Source organism: Thalassotalea agariperforans (assembly GCF_053470345.1).
Window position 1 is genome coordinate 105,396 of record NZ_JBQMWH010000001.1, and the last position, 16,864, is coordinate 122,259.

18 protein-coding genes are annotated in these 16,864 nt (G+C 37.7%); 17 read left to right on the top strand and 1 reads right to left on the bottom strand.

The window, feature by feature from the left end:
* Positions 1 to 17 precede the first annotated feature (17 nt).
* Together rplI and ACSLUO_RS00600 are read left to right on the top strand one after the other, a co-directional pair.
* Entirely contained in the window at positions 18 to 470 is a 453-nt protein-coding gene (gene rplI / locus ACSLUO_RS00595; protein WP_448245372.1) for a 50S ribosomal protein L9, read from the top strand.
* A gap of 212 nt (positions 471 to 682) precedes the next feature.
* On the top strand, positions 683 to 2,515 hold the full coding sequence (locus ACSLUO_RS00600) for an EAL domain-containing protein (RefSeq protein ID WP_448245373.1): 1,833 nt from the start codon (positions 683 to 685) through the stop codon (positions 2,513 to 2,515).
* Here the strand turns inward: ACSLUO_RS00600 and ACSLUO_RS00605 are convergent.
* Positions 2,499 to 3,419, bottom strand: coding sequence for a 1-aminocyclopropane-1-carboxylate deaminase/D-cysteine desulfhydrase (locus ACSLUO_RS00605; protein ID WP_448245374.1), 921 nt, complete (start codon positions 3,417 to 3,419; stop codon positions 2,499 to 2,501). The two genes, ACSLUO_RS00600 and ACSLUO_RS00605, sit on opposite strands and share 17 nt — an antisense overlap.
* A gap of 119 nt (positions 3,420 to 3,538) precedes the next feature.
* On the opposite strand from ACSLUO_RS00605, the gene ACSLUO_RS00610 reads away from it, so the two are divergent.
* The 15 genes from ACSLUO_RS00610 to ACSLUO_RS00680 all read left to right on the top strand — a co-directional run bounded on the left by ACSLUO_RS00610 (position 3,539) and on the right by ACSLUO_RS00680 (position 16,781).
* Positions 3,539 to 4,477, top strand: a complete 939-nt coding sequence (locus ACSLUO_RS00610) for a hypothetical protein (RefSeq protein ID WP_448245375.1) — start codon at positions 3,539 to 3,541, stop codon at positions 4,475 to 4,477.
* Positions 4,474 to 5,103, top strand: a complete 630-nt coding sequence (locus ACSLUO_RS00615; protein WP_448245376.1) for a PilN domain-containing protein — start codon at positions 4,474 to 4,476, stop codon at positions 5,101 to 5,103. Before ACSLUO_RS00610 ends, ACSLUO_RS00615 begins: the two co-directional genes overlap by 4 nt.
* The gene (locus ACSLUO_RS00620) at positions 5,103 to 5,804 is read left to right on the top strand and encodes a hypothetical protein (RefSeq protein ID WP_448245377.1); all 702 of its coding nucleotides are present in this window, start codon (positions 5,103 to 5,105) and stop codon (positions 5,802 to 5,804) included. The genes ACSLUO_RS00615 and ACSLUO_RS00620 overlap by 1 nt, the downstream gene beginning before the upstream one ends.
* On the top strand, positions 5,797 to 6,105 hold the full coding sequence (locus ACSLUO_RS00625) for a hypothetical protein (RefSeq protein ID WP_448245378.1): 309 nt from the start codon (positions 5,797 to 5,799) through the stop codon (positions 6,103 to 6,105). Before ACSLUO_RS00620 ends, ACSLUO_RS00625 begins: the two co-directional genes overlap by 8 nt.
* Positions 6,106 to 6,117: 12 nt before the next feature.
* Positions 6,118 to 7,779, top strand: a complete 1,662-nt coding sequence (mshL, locus tag ACSLUO_RS00630; RefSeq protein WP_448245379.1) for a pilus (MSHA type) biogenesis protein MshL — start codon at positions 6,118 to 6,120, stop codon at positions 7,777 to 7,779.
* A 35-nt stretch (positions 7,780 to 7,814) separates the two neighbouring features.
* Positions 7,815 to 8,732, top strand: a complete 918-nt coding sequence (locus tag ACSLUO_RS00635) for an ExeA family protein (RefSeq protein WP_448245380.1) — start codon at positions 7,815 to 7,817, stop codon at positions 8,730 to 8,732.
* On the top strand, positions 8,729 to 9,925 hold the full coding sequence (locus ACSLUO_RS00640; RefSeq protein WP_448245381.1) for a tetratricopeptide repeat protein: 1,197 nt from the start codon (positions 8,729 to 8,731) through the stop codon (positions 9,923 to 9,925). Before ACSLUO_RS00635 ends, ACSLUO_RS00640 begins: the two co-directional genes overlap by 4 nt.
* 2 nt (positions 9,926 to 9,927) lie before the next feature.
* Positions 9,928 to 11,649 carry a GspE/PulE family protein gene (locus ACSLUO_RS00645; RefSeq protein ID WP_448245382.1) on the top strand — a complete coding sequence of 574 codons (1,722 nt, stop codon included), beginning with the start codon at positions 9,928 to 9,930 and terminating at the stop codon, positions 11,647 to 11,649.
* 2 nt (positions 11,650 to 11,651) lie between these two features.
* Positions 11,652 to 12,887, top strand: a complete 1,236-nt coding sequence (locus ACSLUO_RS00650; RefSeq protein WP_448245383.1) for a type II secretion system F family protein — start codon at positions 11,652 to 11,654, stop codon at positions 12,885 to 12,887.
* 12 nt (positions 12,888 to 12,899) lie between these two features.
* Positions 12,900 to 13,412, top strand: a complete 513-nt coding sequence (locus ACSLUO_RS00655) for a hypothetical protein (RefSeq protein WP_448245384.1) — start codon at positions 12,900 to 12,902, stop codon at positions 13,410 to 13,412.
* Between the two features lie 86 nt (positions 13,413 to 13,498).
* Positions 13,499 to 14,122, top strand: coding sequence for a prepilin-type N-terminal cleavage/methylation domain-containing protein (locus ACSLUO_RS00660; protein WP_448245385.1), 624 nt, complete (start codon positions 13,499 to 13,501; stop codon positions 14,120 to 14,122).
* A 55-nt stretch (positions 14,123 to 14,177) separates the two neighbouring features.
* Positions 14,178 to 14,720: a type II secretion system protein gene (locus ACSLUO_RS00665; RefSeq protein ID WP_448245386.1), complete on the top strand. Its 543-nt coding sequence runs from the start codon at positions 14,178 to 14,180 to the stop codon at positions 14,718 to 14,720.
* 88 nt (positions 14,721 to 14,808) lie between these two features.
* Positions 14,809 to 15,306, top strand: coding sequence for a prepilin-type N-terminal cleavage/methylation domain-containing protein (locus tag ACSLUO_RS00670; protein ID WP_448245387.1), 498 nt, complete (start codon positions 14,809 to 14,811; stop codon positions 15,304 to 15,306).
* Complete coding sequence (locus ACSLUO_RS00675) at positions 15,296 to 15,883, top strand: type IV pilus modification PilV family protein (protein ID WP_448245388.1); 588 nt, start codon at positions 15,296 to 15,298, stop codon at positions 15,881 to 15,883. The genes ACSLUO_RS00670 and ACSLUO_RS00675 overlap by 11 nt, the downstream gene beginning before the upstream one ends.
* A gap of 55 nt (positions 15,884 to 15,938) precedes the next feature.
* Positions 15,939 to 16,781, top strand: a complete 843-nt coding sequence (locus ACSLUO_RS00680) for a PulJ/GspJ family protein (protein WP_448245389.1) — start codon at positions 15,939 to 15,941, stop codon at positions 16,779 to 16,781.
* The last annotated feature ends 83 nt before the right edge of the window (positions 16,782 to 16,864 follow it).

Below are 16,864 nucleotides of genomic sequence, written 5' to 3' on the forward strand. Positions count from 1 at the left end.
CCTAAGGGGATTTAAAAATGGAAGTTGTACTTCTTGATAAAATCGCCAAATTAGGCGGCCTTGGTGACAAGGTAACTGTTAAGTCTGGTTACGCGCGTAACTATTTATTACCAAAAGGCAAAGCTGTTTTTGCTTCTAAAGCTAACGTTGAGCACTTTGAAGCTCGTCGTGCCGATTTAGAAAAAGAATTAGCTGCTGCATTATCTGCTGCACAAGCACGTGCTGCTAAAATTGTTGAGCTTGGTGAAGTAACTATCGCTTCTACAGCTGGTGAAGAAGGTAAATTATTTGGTTCTATCGGAACTAAAGATATTGCTGATGCTATCACTGCTGCAGGTGTTGAAGTAGCTAAATCTGAAGTTCGTATGCCTTTAGGTACAATTCGTGAAACAGGTGAATCTGAAATTGCAATTCACTTACATAACGATGTTGATACTAGCATTAAAGTAGTTGTTATTGCTGAAGCATAATTATTAACTTTACGCTATAAAGCGCTGTTTTCTATTTAGAAGGCAGTGCTTTTTTTTCGCCTGTAATTTAACCCGCACAAGTGGGCATAATTTAATGGAATTGGTATAAGCAGAGCTATCATGGCATGATCTTCTTATAATATAAAAAAAGACAGTTCAGTTTATATTGTCTAATATATAAACTAATGATAACAACATTAGGATGATAAGCAGTGAATGTGGTTAAAGGAACAACCAAAACCTATCTCAAATACTTTGATCTAGCTGGCATTGGTACATTTTTGTTCGCTATTTTATTGGTATTTTCGTATGCCGCTAATCAACAGTCAATTTTTGCCGAGCAACTCAATAAACAACTAACACAGCAGCATGATATTAACCATGTAATCACGCCGTTATTACCCGTTGATGTTTATCAAATAAGTTATCAACAACAGTCGCTTACCGTAAAAGATAAACCGTTATTAAAGCGAGAGTTAAAACCTAATCAAGAGTTTGGCCTTGCTTTTTATCATCCTGTTTATGCAATTGTCAGTACACCGGTGTTAGTTTTTAGCTTTATTTACCTGTTAGGTTTTGCCTTTTTACGCGCTCGGTTACAAGATGAACTTAGCAAGAAATTAGCGGATATTAATTCGCTTGAAAGCTGGGCGGATCTAGCAAAAAGCCATACTAAGCCACCATCATTATCTGTTAATAATAAAATTGCGGATCATATAGTGGCAATGCAACTTGAGCTAGACCAGGCAAAAAAAGGGCAAAGTCGTTTTGATCAAGAAATTCGTGAAAATGCCTTGCTCGATCCTAAAACAAGAATTGGCAATCGCGATTTTTTCACCAGTCATTTAGAAGCTATGTTACGAGAAGAAGAGTCTCGAGGTGCGGTTTTTTTAATTCAGTTAAAAGGTTGCGAACTGGTACATAATTTATATGGTGAAAACCAAGCATTCACGTTATTAGAAACGGTAATAGAAAGCATTAAAAGCCGAATTAGGCATATTCCTGATTGCTTTTTAAGTCGCCGTAATGAATATGAATTGGCAATTTTAACGCCTGGATTATATGTTAATGAAACGGAAAAGTTAGCAGAGCGCATGTTAAAAAACTTAACCTCATTACCGTTACCTATTGGGGTTAATAAAGATGAGTTTTGTCATTTTGGCATCAGTTACTTTAAAAATGATCGCAAGCTTTATCAAATCATGTCGGAAGCCGATATGGCTCTACGGTCAGCTCAGCTGCAAGGACCATCACAGTGGTTTATGTATGATCCCGGTGAAGTAGCGAAAGAAAGTGCAATTGGTTCCTTAAAATGGCGTACTTTTTTAAATCAAGTTATAGATAAAAAATTATTTATTATCTTCTCTCAGCCAGTAATTGACACTAAAAACCACGCTATTTTGCATTATGAAGTGCTCAGTAAAATAAAAAATAACCGTGGTGGCTTAATTAGCCCTCGAATATTTTTACCCATGGCAGAAAAATGTGGGCTGTCGAGCCAACTTGATCTAATGGTTTTTGAACAAGTTTGTCAGTTGATCACTTATGAAGCGCAATCACATTCCTATAGTGTTAATTTTTCGATTGAAGCCTTATTGTCTGAAGTTTTTAGAGCTAAGCTTTATCAGCTATTAGAGACCTATCCTGACGTAAACGATAAAGTGATTATCGAAATTAGTGAATACCACTTAAAAAGTCGATTTAATGAGTTTTTGCCGGTAATAAAAGAGTTGCGCCAACACGGCTTTCGTATTTTAGCGGATAAAGTAGGGCAATATATTGTTAATGCACAGTATTTAAAACAGTGTCAAATTTCTTACGTTAAACTGCACCGTAGTATTGTCTTAGATATTAATACTAAGCCTGAAAATCAAATTTTCGTGCAGAGTATGAAGGTGTTATGTGAGCCTCTGGGGATTAATTTGTTTGCCGTTGGGGTAGAAAATGTTGATGAATGGCGCACGTTAATTAAATTAGGTGTTTGTGGTGGCCAAGGTCATTATTTTGATGAACCAGTAGCGCAAATTGCTAACGCCATAGATTAGCGGTTAGTCGGTTTTGTTCAAGTAATCCCTTGATCCCTTGAAGCCCGCCCGTGTGCACTAAAACGATACGGCTTCCTGCTTTAAAGTAGCCTTGTGCAATTAAATCTAATAACGCGAGGATCATTTTTCCTGAATAGACAGGTTCAAAGGTGATGCCTGTAGCTTGGTTAAATTGATAAATATTTTGTTCATCCTCGCGGCTAAATTTTGCATAGCCACCGCGGTGAAATTGAGTTAATAACTGCCAGTTATTATAGGCTTTTGCCTCTGCGGGTAATAAATTTTTAATATGATTAATTAAATAATCGGCTTGTTTTAATACCGCAATGCCGAGCAACTGATGTTGATTGTTATCAGCAGCTATTAATCCCGCTATAGTGCCACCACTTCCTACAGGCACTAATAAACTCTCGTAACTAACTTGTTGAGCAAGTTCGTTAATTAATTCGCCAACACCAGTTAAGGCATGAGGATTACTACCACCTTCCGGGACAATATAATAATCAGGATTATTTTTTTGTAAGGTGAATAAATAATCTTTATCTTCCCTAAGGCGATAGCTTTTTCGATCAACAAATTGACACTGCATCCCCCATTTGCTTGCTTGTGATAAAGTGCTGTTGGCCAAATAATGAGGCTCTCCTCGGACAATGGCTTTAGTCATTAAGCCTTGTTGATAACCGGCATAAGCTAACGCATGCAAGTGATTTGAGTAGGCCCCACCAAAACTTAATACTCCTTGATATCCTTGCGATTTGGCATGAAATAAATTGTATTTTAATTTTCGCCATTTATTTCCTGAAATAACCGGATGAATTAAATCGTCACGTTTTACAAAAACTGTTAAGTCATGTTTAGTGAAAATAGGGTGATTAATTTGCTGTACCGGCGAGATAGGTTTCATAAAATTATTTGTTTTTAATTGCTTATTTATTAATTAATCAGGGAAAAAGCTTGCGTGAACAAAGGAATAACGCATAATAATCTACAGGATAAAATACTTTAAGATGATTGTATCGATAAATGACATTTACAACTAAAGTAAAAATGCTTTTTACTAAAAAGGAAACGCAAAACTTGCTAAGCATTGCATTACGACAAGATGCTGTCTCGTACTGTTTCTCTGCTAATAAAAAAAGTCCAAAACTTAATATTATTCCTGTTTTAGATGACAATCATAACGCAGCATTATCTAATCTTCATAATATCGACGATCTCTCTGCTAATTGTGAGTTGGTGTTATCAGCCAAACATTATCAAATAGTACAAGTTGATAAACCTAATATTCCTGATAATGAATTAATCGCCGCATTGAAGTGGCAAATAAAAGATCTAGTGACTTTTCCAGCAGACGATATGGTGCTTGATTACTTTGACGGCCCGACCTTAGCAAATACTGAAAAACTTAATGTTGTTTGTGGCCAAAAATCAAAGCTGAAAGACATGGTTAATTGCATTCATAAAAGTGATTTAACCTTAGATAAAATCACGACTGAAGAATTTGCCTTTGCTCAGTTGGTCAATGGTAAAGAGGGTGGCCAACTTTTGGTTTGTCAGCAGCCCAATGAAGAAATTTTAATTTTAATTGTTCGCGATAACCGCTTGTTTTCATATCGTCGTTTACGCGGTATGGCAAATATTGCCCAACGAACTCCTGATGAACTTGCGATGGGGCTCATCGATAACTTGAGTATTGAAATTCAAAAATCTATCGACTTTTTCGAGCGCCAGCTTAAGCAGCCGCCAGTTAAAACGATTAATGTATTATTGCCGATTGAACATGAAGCTTTTATCGCGAGAAAGTTATCAGAAAATACCAATGTGCCGGTTGAGTTAATTAATTTACCTGAGCAATATCATAATGAAAGAGCATTTGCTGTTGTGATTGGAAGTATGATGAGTAAGGATAAAACACCGGTAGCTAATGTCATTGAAGAACCGATTATGGAGCCGCAAGTATGAATGGCGAGCAATTAACCGGTAAGTACAGTGTTAATTTATTACAAGCAGAATTATTACCTGAACAGCCAAAAGTTACCCTTAATCGTATGGTCTTAGTTTGGGGTTTGGTCTTAATTGCTATGCTGGCATGGAGCCAATATAGTTTGCATGTCTTTAAGATCAGCGAACAACGTTTAGCTAAATTAAATGTAGAGCATAAAAATAACACAGCGCTAATGGCCGATTTAAAAACGGAAATACAAAATCGTAAAAAAGATGTCGCCTTAGAGGCTAAATTAGCAACGTTAAAACTGGTAATGCGTAATAAACAAGCATTACATGCTAGATTGACGGATCCTAAACAAACCTATGTTGCCGGTTTTGCTAATTCAATGACGGAATTGTCTAAATATCATCATAAAGATATTAGTTTGCAGCAGGTAGTTATTGATCAAAATGAAATGCTTTTTTCCGGTTTAGCAAAAAATCCTGAAGCGGTACCTCAGTGGTTGTCAGGTTTTGAGCAATCTGAATTGTTATCGGGTAAACACTTTAAAAACTTTCAGTTAACTGAAAATGAAAATAAAATTACCGCCTTTACTATCGGCTCTACTTTCGAAAGTAAATTAAAAAAGAGCGCTAACTAATGAAACAACAATGGCAACAACTGAGTGATAAATTTTTAAAGCTGTCATCGCGTGAAATGTTACTGATTTTTATCAGTGGGCTAGTGTTATTTTTTATGGTGCCGTTTACGTTAATGGTTGAAGGTAATTTAATTAACACTAAAGAAAATACGCGGAAAATAGCAAAGTTAACACAGAGTAACAAAGACTTAACTCAGAATATTAATGAATTAACGAAAGCGTTAACGCTTGACCCGAATCAGGTAATTAAAGAGCAAATCGCTAATTTAGAGCAGCGTTTAACAAAAGTTGATGAACAATTATTAACCTTGACGGAAGAGTTAATTAATCCAATAGAAATGCGCCAAGCGTTAATACAATTATTAAAATTACAACAAGGCGTTTCGTTATTATCGTTTAAGGTGCTACCTGCTAAACCTCTATTGTTTACCGCTCAAAAAGAGCCGAATAGTGATATTAATGGTGTTAATTCGGCAACTGCGGAAACAGAACAATTTGCCTCAGGTTTATATCGCCATGGTATTCAGATCAAGCTGAGTGGCAAATACTTTCAATTACGTGATTACTTGCAGCAATTGGAAGACTTACCTTGGAAGTTTTTTTGGCATGATTTTAATTATCAATTAATAGAATACCCAAAAAGTGAACTTAACATTGAAATTTACAGCTTAAGTACAAATCAGGAGTTTGTTGGTGTTTAAATATTTCATCTTAACAGCCCTGTTAGTAACTGGGTTTTCAATGGCCGCAACAGATCCTACTCAACCTTTTGGTCGTGCAGTAATGGGCTCGGCACCGGTTGAAAAAATTAATCAAATGAAATTGGAATCAATCATTCATGGTAATGGTGTTCATACTGTTATTATCAATGGCAAATTATTAAAAGTAGGCGACTACATAGGTGACTTTAAATTGGTTGCTGTTAACGATAAAAGCGTGGTTTTACGTTCAGAAGATGAGCGAAAAAAATTACATATATTTTCCGAATTAACCGCTAAGTAAAAGATATTAAACATGAATTTTATTAATAATAAGCAGATCAAACTTTATTTATGTTCACTAGCATTAATGTTAGTTGGTTGCCAAACTTCACCGGAAGCACCTACTGAAATTAACAAGGTTTTGGATGATGCTATCGCATCAAACGCAGCTAAAAAACCAACGCCACTAGCAAAAATTCCAGCAGCGGTGCAGCAAGATCTCGTACAGCATAGCTTAAAACAAGCACGTCATGGTTTGTTATCTGAAAAACGCTTAGAGGTGTCAGCTAGTAACATTGCCGCGAAAAACTTTTTTGCCGCGATTGTTGAAGACTCACCTTATAGCGTTATAGTTCATCCTGATGTTAGTGGTGATATTACTTTAAATTTAAAAGAAGTTACGGTCGAAGAAACCCTCGATGCCGTTCAAGCCTTATATGGTTATGATATTCGCCGTAATGGTCGTGTTATTCAAGTTTACCCTGCTGGTATTCGTACCGAAACTATTCCATTAAATTATTTGTTTATTAAACGCTTTGGTTTATCTAGCACCTCAATCAATTCAGGTGGTGTCTCAGAAAATGATCCTAATAGTGGTGGCAATAGCAATAATTCCAATAATAACAGTCAAAGCCGTAACAACTCAGGCAATAGTGGCCAAGATAGCCAACAAGGTAATAGTGGTATTAATATTTATACTGAGAATCAATCTGATTTTTGGACCGAATTAAAAGAGACTTTAGAAGCCTTAATTGGTACGGATGAAGGGCGTGCTGTGGTTGTTTCTCCGCAAGCAGGTTTAGTCACCGTAAAAGCATTGCCGCATGAAATCAAAGCAATTAAAAGCTTTCTGAATGACTCTCAAGAACATTTACGTCGCCAAGTGATCATTGAAGCTAAAATTATTGAAGTGACGCTCAACGATGATTACCAGCAAGGGATCCGTTGGGACCAAGTGATTAGTAATATTGATAGCACAAATTTACTTTTTCAAACAAGCGGAGGTATTACGGGGAATGCCATTTCTGCTGCAATTGGTGGTGAAAGTACATTAACCATCAACAATGCTGACTTTAATAGCGTTATTTCATTGTTGCAAACTCAAGGTAATGTGCAAGTGCTTTCTAGCCCACGTATTACTGCAACAAATAATCAAAAAGCGGTGATAAAAGTAGGCCAAGATGAATACTTTGTTACTGAAGTTTCAAGTACAACGACAACCGGAACATCAACAACAACAACGCCTGAAATTCAGTTAACGCCGTTTTTCTCTGGTATTGCTTTAGATGTAACACCTCAAATTAATGGCAATGGTGAAGTTATTTTACATGTTCACCCGTCAGTCACGGTAACAGCGGAACAAGTAAAACAAATTCGTTTAAATAATGAAGATATTATTTTACCACTTGCGCAATCAAGTGTGCGTGAGTCAGACACCATTATTCGTGCTCACTCTGGTGAAATTGTTGTGCTAGGCGGTTTAATTGAAAGCCGTAAAACCGATAAAGAATCAAAAACGCCCTTGTTAGGCGATATTCCATTTTTAGGTGAGTTATTTAAAAGTAAAAGCCAAACCACGCAAAAAAGTGAGTTAGTGATCATGCTCAAGCCGATTGTTACTGGTCAAGATGCTTGGCAGGAGCAATTACAAGATGCGCGTAACTTGTTAAAACAATGGTTTCCGGAAGAGCAATAATTAACACATTAAACTTAACTATGCATTTATAACGTATGTACCTTTACCATTTTGGCTTAACCGAACTACCGTTTACGTTAACACCAAATACGAGCTTCTTTTTAGGCTTACAGCCGCATAACGAAGCGTTAGCTGTGTTATTAACCGCGTTAAAAACCGGTGAAGGTTTTATTAAAGTTGTCGGAGAAGTGGGTACGGGTAAAACCTTATTGTGCCGGAAATTATTAAACGAAATACCGGCACATTTTGTTACGGCGTATATCCCTAATCCTTACTTAAACCCTGATGAATTACGTCGTGCAGTGGCCAGTGAATTAGGGGTTAAACAAGCACAACGGATGTCGAGCCAGTTGTTAACACAACGTATTCAAGAGCGTTTATTAACACTGCATGGCGAAGGACATTCGGTGGTGGTGATTTTAGATGAAGCACAGGCTTTACCTGAAGATAGTTTAGAGGCGCTTCGTTTATTTACTAATTTAGAAACCGAAAGTCGAAAATTATTGCAGGTGGTGCTTTTTGCTCAGCCTGAATTAGATGTTCGTTTAGCCGAGCAAAAATTTAGACAACTGCGCCAACGCATTACTTTTTCATATCAACTACGGGTAATGACCGCCGCTGAAGTTGAGCATTATGTCAGTCATCGTTTATACGTAGCCGGTTATAAAGGACCTGCTTTATTTAGCAGTCAATTAGCTAAAAAAATCGCCAAAGCTAGTCGAGGTGTTCCTCGTTTGGTGAATATACTGTGCCACAAAATGTTGATGCTAAGTTATGGTGAAGGTAGTTATCAAATTACCAATAAGCACTTATTGTTAGCCACTAAAGATACTGAAGACAGTATTATGCCAAAACCTTGGTTAATGCCTGTGGTTATTTTGGCCTTGTTTGGTCTTGTAGGTTTAACGTTATTTTTGGTAACGGGTTATATTTCATTTGGAGCAAAAGTGTGAGTGTTATCAATCAAATGTTAAAAGACTTAGACAGTCGAACAGCTGAGCAACATGGCACCGCTTCGCGTCCGTATATCCCAGAGCAAGCAAAATCGTCTACAAAAGTCGTTATATTAACGGTATTCACTATGTTGTGTTTAACCGTGTTGGCATTTTTCGTTTGGCAAATGTATCAAGAAAACCAAGCGCTTAAACAGCAAGCCGAACAAGCAATTTCAACTACCATGGCGGTTAAATCTGTTTCTGAGCAAGCAGCTGATCAGCCGAACAGCAGTCAACCAGCAGCGCAAGTTTCAGAAAGTAACCTTCGCACGCAAGCTAGTGGCATGGCCAATGAAACTAAGTCGCAACCGTTAACTGAGGCACAACCTACCCAATTAATACCTGAACCAGAGTTTGCGGCGTCACAAACACTGAAACAAGCAGAAGTTAACTATCAAGATCACAAAGCAGAAACAATCGCTGATCATGGTCATCAGCATCATGTTTTGCCAAAGCAGCAAACTTTATCGGCACCACCTTTAACTAAGGTTAATCAACAGTCGTTTGAAACTGTAGCGGTCAATAATACGGAACCTGCTGCCAAAAAAACTTCTAGTTTAACTATATCTCGTAAACAAATGTCGCCAACAGCATTAGCTAGCCAAAAAATGAATAAGGCTGAACGGGCGTTAGCAGATAATGAAATTGAACAAGCTGAAGCGCTATTTGAAGAAATTATTATGTTAACACCAGATAATGCGACAGCACGTAAGCAACTCGCCGCGTTATGGTTTGGTCGCAAGTCGTATCAACCAGCGTTAAACTTATTACAAACAGGCATTGATTTAGATTCTACTAATCAAGAGTTTCGCTTAATGAAAGCGCGTATATACTTAACAGTAGGTCAAGTTGATAAAGCTTATGATGTCTTAAGTGTTTTACGCGATGTTGAAGATATTGAATACCAATCGTTATTAGCGAATGCCGCTCAACAAATAGGTAACCATAGCGCAGCAGCAAAGGCCTATGTAACCTTAGTGCAGCTAGCACCACAAAATGCGCGTTATTGGTTAGGTTTAGCTATTGCTTATGACAGTAATAGTCAATTCAGTGAGGCAATAAGTGCTTATAACAGCGCCATAAACCAAGGTGGTTTATCAAGTAGCGCTATCGCATTTGCTAAGCAACGAATGGAAGAGTTAGGAGAATAATCATGGCAGCACCAAAACTAAAAATGCGTCTGGGTGATTTATTAGTGCATGAGCATATCATTAGCAATGAACAGCTGATGCAAGCGCTGAATAGTCAAAAAACCACGGGACGAAAATTAGGGGATACTTTAATAGAGCTTGGCCATATAGGTGAGCGTCAATTATTAGAGTTTTTAGCCCAACAACTTGATGTGCCTTTCCTTGATATTCGACAGCGTCGTATTCCTGGTGAAGTTGCTAGCTTATTATCGGAAATACATGCCCGTCGATTACGAGCCTTAATCATTGAAGATAATGGCGATTCAGTTTTGATTGGGATGAGTGATCCTGCAGATTTAAATGCTCTTGATCAGTTAGAAAATTTATTAGCTCCAAAGCGTATTCAATTGGCTGTTGTCATGGAATCGCAACTGTTTGATGCCTTTGACAGTTTATATCGCCGTACTGCAGATATTGAATCGTTTGCTAGCCAGTTAGAAGATGAATACGAGCAAACCAGTGATTTTGATTTAGGTTCAACCTTTTTAGATGACGGTGGCGATGCAACGGTTGGTAAATTGTTGCAGTCAGTATTTGAAGATGCCGTACAAATGCGGGCGTCAGATGTGCATATTGAACCGGATGAAAACACGTTACGCATTCGTCAGCGTATTGATGGTGTTTTACAAGAAAATGTTTTAAAAGAAAATAAAATAGCTTCGGCTATGGTTTTACGGTTAAAACTGATGGCTGGTTTAGATATTTCAGAAAAGCGTTTACCACAAGATGGTCGTTTTAACTTAAATATTAAAGGCCATAATATTGATGTCCGTATGTCAACCATGCCCGTTCAGCATGGTGAATCTGTGGTTATGCGTTTGCTTGACCAATCAGCAGGTTTATTATCGTTAGATGAAACAGGGATGCCGAGTGACTTAGTGGCACGGTTACGGGCTCAAATTTCTCGGCCACATGGCATGGTGTTAGTGACTGGCCCAACAGGTAGCGGTAAAACCACGACACTTTATGCTGCCTTAAGTGAATTAAATCAATCAACTAAAAAAATTATCACGGCCGAAGATCCGGTTGAGTATCGGTTATCACGCATTAACCAAGTACAAATTAATAGTAAAATAAACTTAACGTTTTCAAGCATTTTAAGAACGGCATTACGGCAAGATCCCGATATTATCATGGTGGGTGAGATGCGTGACCAAGAAACCGTTGAAATTGGCTTACGAGGTGCATTAACTGGTCACTTAGTATTATCAACTCTGCATACTAACGATGCTATTACTAGTGCCTTACGTTTGATTGATATGGGAGCGGCTGGCTTTTTAGTAGGGAGCTCACTACGTGCAATTATTGCCCAACGTTTGGTACGCAGAATATGTGATAGTTGCCGAGAAAGTTATCAACCGGATAACCAAGAAAAACTTTGGTTAAACCATCTCGTGGGTGAAGCATCAGCTACGGCAAGTTTTGAACATGGTAAAGGTTGTCAAAGTTGTAACTATACTGGCTATCGCGGCCGGATTGGTGTTTTTGAATTATTAGAAATGAATGAAGCTATGATGTCAGCCTTAAAACGTGATGACCCCGAAGCTTTCACTGAACTTGCTAAAGCTAATCCTGGCTTTCGCTCATTAGCGTTAGCGGCTTATGATTATGCGCTGGCCGGTATAACGAGTGTTGAAGAAGTGCTACGTTTGGTGGAATCGGTCGAAATTACAGGTGATAATTAACCATGCCAGCATTTAATTATATCGGGCGAGATAGTACAGGAGCACAAATAAAAGGTTCGCTTGATGGTAGTGATGAACATGCCATTGCCGAGCAGTTAAGCCGTCAACGTATTATCCCTATTTCAATTGAAGCTAAAAAAGTGGTAACTAGCCAAAATGTTGGCGATATTGATATTGCTGATTTATTGGGTTTTTCAGCGGTAAAGCTAGATGAACTGATTGTTTTTTGTCGGCAAATGTACGCGTTAATGAAATCGGGCGTCCCTATATTACGGGCAATTAATGGCCTTGCCGAATCGGCTAACTCGCCAAAACTAAAAGCTGCATTGGAAGAGGTCGGTAGTCATTTAGAAGGGGGCTTTAGCTTATCTTCGGCGATGAATCAACACCCGAAAATTTTTCCACCGTTATTTATTTCCTTGATTCATGTTGGTGAAAATACCGGTCAACTTGATGGCGCATTTTTAAAGCTCGCTAGTTATTTTGAGCGTGAACAAGAAACTCGAAAGCGAATAAAGTCAGCGCTGCGTTATCCAACCTTAGTTATGATTTTTCTAGCGGCGGCTATGGTGATCTTAAATATTTTTGTTATCCCTATGTTTTCTGGCCTATTTGCCCGTTTAGGTGCTGACTTGCCCTTTGCCACGCAATTGTTAATTTCTAGCTCAAACTTTTTTATTAACTATTGGCCGCATATGTTAGTAGCAAGTTTAGCGTTATTTTTTGGTCTAAGAAATTACTTAAAAACGGCACAGGGTAAATATCGTTGGGATCGGTTAAAAATCAAATTACCGATTGTCGGGAGTGTTATTGAACGGTCAATTTTATCGCGTTTTTCTCACAGTTTTGCCATTGTCTTAAAAGCTGGCGTACCAATGACAACGGGGTTAACGTTAGTGGCCGACGCTGTTGATAATGACTATATGGCCGAAAAAATTCTTGCCATGCGCAGTGGTATCGAAAGTGGCGATAGTTTATTGCGTTCGTCTGCTAATAGTCAGTTATTTACGCCTTTGGTATTGCAGATGATCGCCGTAGGTGAAGAAACCGGGCGGGTTGATGAATTATTGCAAGAAGTGGGTGATTATTACGAACGAGAAGTTGATTATGACCTAAGTATGCTAACAGCACGTATTGAACCTATAATGATAGTTATTGTTGCTAGTATGGTACTACTATTAGCTTTAGGTATCTTTACCCCAATGTGGGATATGGCATCAGCAATGCAAGGTAAATAGGCTCGTTATAATATGACAACCGGCAGCTATGGTGATTTAACTTTAAACAAAGTCTTGATTGTTATGATATTGCTGGCAATCTTAATGACGGTATTTTTATCTTATTATTTTAAACAAGAAAAAGAGATAGCAACGGCTGCATTAAAGGCGGTTGCTGCTAACTTTATCAGTCAAATAACTGTGGTGCGTAGCCAGTGGTTAATGGATAAAAAGCCAAAACAAGTTAACATTGAAATAAAAGAGAACAATACTGTCATTAAAAAGGTTGTAGCGGTCAACCAGCAAGGCTGGATAGATTCAAATCATGAAACTAATGCCTGCGAGGAGATTTGGTTAATGGTTATGGATAGGCCACTAGCATTTTTTAATATGCCCATTGGGGCGGTGAATGTTATCGATATGCGAGAAAATACCGATAAATTTGCAGGTAGACAGTGCCGTTATACGGTAAAAAATGGCGATTATTTTGAATACAACAGTGTGAACGGACAGGTTTCAAAGGTTTATAATAAGAATAATTTGTAATTTTCGCTATTTTGTCAGTGACTTATTTAATAATTCATTGCTAGAATGAGTTAATTATCTAAATTAAAATTAGATTTGAGGTGAACATGAAAAAGCAAACAGGTTTTACGCTAATTGAATTAGTGGTTGTTGTGGTGATTTTAGGCTTGTTAGCAGTAACAGCTATACCTAAGTATTTAGATTTAACTGATCAAGCACAGCAAGCGAATATTGAAGGTATGGCGGGCGGTTTTGCCACAGCTATTTCGTTAGCAAGAGCGCAGTGGGAAGCCGAAGGACGACCAAATGATGGCACTAATAACTTAGTTAATTATGACGGTACTGTGCTAATGCTAACCAATGAAAATAACAATACCGGCAGTGGTTCTATTCGCCCAGGTTATGTTGTTGGTTTAACTGATGGTTCTGGCTTAGGAGTGGGCTTTGATGAAGCTAACTGTGTTGAAATATGGCAAAATATTTTACAACAGCCGCCGATAGTTTCATCTTCAATTACTGATGTAAACGACGATGATGAAAATATTCAATATTTTGTTGATACGGCTACAGGTGGTAATGCAGGAAATAGTATTTGTGTCTATTATTTAAAAGAAACCTTAAATAGAGGCAATAATGGGGATTTTGAAAGCCCTGATGGCAATGTTAATGTCGGTAATAACTTTAGTTACGATCCCTCAAATAGCTCAGTAGCTATTACTATTAACAACTAGTACAGATAAATAAAACGAATTAATAATTTTTAGTATCAGCATTAAAGGAATACAAATGAAAAGCATTAAAAAACAATCAGGTTTCACCTTAATTGAATTAGTAGTGGTTATTGTTATTTTAGGTATTTTAGCGGCAACGGCAGCTCCTAAATTTATTAACTTACAAGATGATGCAAAAACTGCAACGTTAGAAGCGGTGCAAGCGTCAATGCAAAGTGCAGCCACTTTAGTTTATAGTAAATCACTTATTGCAGGTAATGAAACCAAGGAAGATGATACAGTATTTGTAAATGGCAGCGCTTTAAATATACAGTATGGTTATCCAGTTTCTGATGCAACAAATGGCGCAACTGTTTGGGGAGCGTTATTAGATACGGCAGAGGACTTTACAATAGCTCAAATTACTTTTACTGCGGCAGCAGCTAACGCTGGTGTTTATGTTGTTGTTTACCCTAAAGGCGGCACAGCTCCTGCCGCAGATAAATTTCCAGCTGATATAAGCAGTCCAGCAAGTGGAGATAGCACCTGTTTTGCTTTTTACAAAGAAGCTACTGCTTCAGGAGCTAAACCAACTTTTGGCGTGGTAAATTGCCTTTAATAAAGTAATTAGTATTTTGTTTAATATTAACCTTATTTTATTTTAAGAAAAGGAGAGCTTTGCTCTCCTTTTTTATCAGTAGAATGTTATGAAAAAACATCAAGCCGGCTTTACTTTAGTTGAACTTGTTACCGTGATTATCATTATTGGTATTCTAGCGGTAAATGTTTTGCCTAAATTTTCTGGCTCAAGCAGCTTTGAAGCTTATAGCTACCGTGTACAGTTAATTTCTGCTTTACGATTAACTCAGCAGCGCGCCATGCAGCAAACCAATAGTGCCACTAATTATTGTCATCAAATTGTTTTTGACGATGAAAAAAGTCGTTATGGTGTACCTGATCGAACAGATTGTTCTATTATTGCTTTTCCAAGTAATTGGCAGCCAGATGCAAGTGGTTTAGTGGTAGAAGATAAGCATCAAGTTAGTTTCAGTATTGCTGGTAAAACTAACCCTAGTCGTGTCCGGTTTGATAGCATGGGGCGGCCGTTAGAAGATTGCGTTGGCGGTTGCATTATTAACGTGATTGGCAATGATGAAACAGTGATGATTGAAATAGAATCTGAGGGTTATATTCATGCCCGTTAAATTATCTTTTATTCGAGCTAAAAGCGCCTCCTCAAAAGTTACTGGTTTTACTCTAATTGAGATTATTATTGGGATTGTCGTTTTTGCTATTTCGTTAGCGGTGATCATACCTTACTTAGCGCCAGCAGAAGAAAATAGCGCCGATCAAATTCATCAAATTAAAGCTGCACAATTAGCCCAAGCTTTAATGGATGACATTATGAGCCGTGCTTTTGATGAAAACTCAGATATGGCGGGCGGTTTATTGCGTTGTGACGAAGACCAAGACGATAGTGGCAGCGTTGAAGCCGATGAAAGATGCTCTACGGTTATGGGGCCCGATAGTGGGGAAACTTCAAGAAGTTTATTTGATGATGTTGATGACTTTAATAATTACGGTCAAACAATTACCGCAAGCACCACGACAGATGGCAATTTAGATAGTAGTTATCAGAATTTTACCATCAATGTTACGGTTGATTATGATGGTCGTATTGAGGTGAGGTTAGCTAAACGGTTAGCCAAACGTATTACCATAGTGGTGACTACGCCATTAGGAACAGAAATAGCGTTTAGCGTTTATAAAACCAATTTTTAAACTGTATAAACAGCCTATAATTAAGCGTTGTCATTTAAGGTGTTTGATAAAATAAATGTGTAAGTTCATAAAACCACAACAAGGTTTTACCTTGATAGAAATGATCACGGTTATTGTGCTGCTTGGTGTAATCTCTGTTGGTATTAGCAGTTTTTTTAATTTTGCGGCGCAAACTTTTGTTAATACCAGTGAACGTGATCAATTAATTAGCAGCGCACGTTTTTCGGTAGAACGACTTAACCGAGAACTAAGAAGTGCTCTGCCTAATAGTGCGCGGGTTTTTAATATTTCAGGTGCGCACTGTTTAGAATTTGTCCCAATTGTGGCAACGTCCACTTACCTTGATTTATCAAATGTTAATCCAGTAGATGAAATTAAGGTGATTGAATTTAATAAAATTAACCAGCAACCACAACAAGCCTATGATTGTGTTTCTTGTAATGACAATCTTATTATTTACCCGCTCTCAAATGGTGATGTTTATGCAGATCCAGAACAAGCATCAGGGCAATTGTTTTCCTTATTGAGTGTTGATAAAACCACGTCAGGCAACCCAGATATTTGGTTGCTTAAACTAGCTAATACGGTAACCATAGAACAGCTTTCACCGACAGATCGATTTTATGTTGTTAATCAAGCTGTTCGGTATTGTGAAGATAGTGGTGAATTATGGCGAGTAACTGACTATGATTTATCGGCACAATTAACTACAAGTACTTTCCCTACAGGGAGCACAAAAGCATTGATGGCTGAAGATGTTGTAGCAGACTTTATAGTAAATGATGCAACACTTACTCGGAATAGCGTAGTACAAGTTAATTTAACTTTTACTCGACCATCAGATGATGGTGAAAGCGTTACTTTCAATCATGAGATTCATATTAGAAATACACCTTAAACAAGAACGCTATCAAATATTGCTTAATCAGCTAGATAGCGTTATTTTTGACTAGGCACTTATTGAAATTAGCGTATCAAAAG

Excerpts from the sequence above, each read along its gene's own strand:
- ACSLUO_RS00645 (WP_448245382.1), top strand. The coding sequence starts at position 9,928 with ATGGCAGCACCAAAACTAAAAATGCGTCTGGGTGATTTATTAGTGCAT.
- ACSLUO_RS00620 (WP_448245377.1), top strand. The coding sequence starts at position 5,103 with ATGAAACAACAATGGCAACAACTGAGTGATAAATTTTTAAAGCTGTCA.
- ACSLUO_RS00665 (WP_448245386.1), top strand. The coding sequence starts at position 14,178 with ATGAAAAGCATTAAAAAACAATCAGGTTTCACCTTAATTGAATTAGTA.
- ACSLUO_RS00635 (WP_448245380.1), top strand. The coding sequence starts at position 7,815 with ATGTACCTTTACCATTTTGGCTTAACCGAACTACCGTTTACGTTAACA.
- ACSLUO_RS00660 (WP_448245385.1), top strand. The coding sequence starts at position 13,499 with ATGAAAAAGCAAACAGGTTTTACGCTAATTGAATTAGTGGTTGTTGTG.
- ACSLUO_RS00605 (WP_448245374.1), bottom strand. The coding sequence starts at position 3,419 with ATGAAACCTATCTCGCCGGTACAGCAAATTAATCACCCTATTTTCACT.
- ACSLUO_RS00650 (WP_448245383.1), top strand. The coding sequence starts at position 11,652 with ATGCCAGCATTTAATTATATCGGGCGAGATAGTACAGGAGCACAAATA.
- ACSLUO_RS00615 (WP_448245376.1), top strand. The coding sequence starts at position 4,474 with ATGAATGGCGAGCAATTAACCGGTAAGTACAGTGTTAATTTATTACAA.
- ACSLUO_RS00680 (WP_448245389.1), top strand. The coding sequence starts at position 15,939 with ATGTGTAAGTTCATAAAACCACAACAAGGTTTTACCTTGATAGAAATG.
- ACSLUO_RS00670 (WP_448245387.1), top strand. The coding sequence starts at position 14,809 with ATGAAAAAACATCAAGCCGGCTTTACTTTAGTTGAACTTGTTACCGTG.
- ACSLUO_RS00675 (WP_448245388.1), top strand. The coding sequence starts at position 15,296 with ATGCCCGTTAAATTATCTTTTATTCGAGCTAAAAGCGCCTCCTCAAAA.
- mshL (WP_448245379.1), top strand. The coding sequence starts at position 6,118 with ATGAATTTTATTAATAATAAGCAGATCAAACTTTATTTATGTTCACTA.
- ACSLUO_RS00610 (WP_448245375.1), top strand. The coding sequence starts at position 3,539 with ATGACATTTACAACTAAAGTAAAAATGCTTTTTACTAAAAAGGAAACG.
- ACSLUO_RS00655 (WP_448245384.1), top strand. The coding sequence starts at position 12,900 with ATGACAACCGGCAGCTATGGTGATTTAACTTTAAACAAAGTCTTGATT.
- rplI (WP_448245372.1), top strand. The coding sequence starts at position 18 with ATGGAAGTTGTACTTCTTGATAAAATCGCCAAATTAGGCGGCCTTGGT.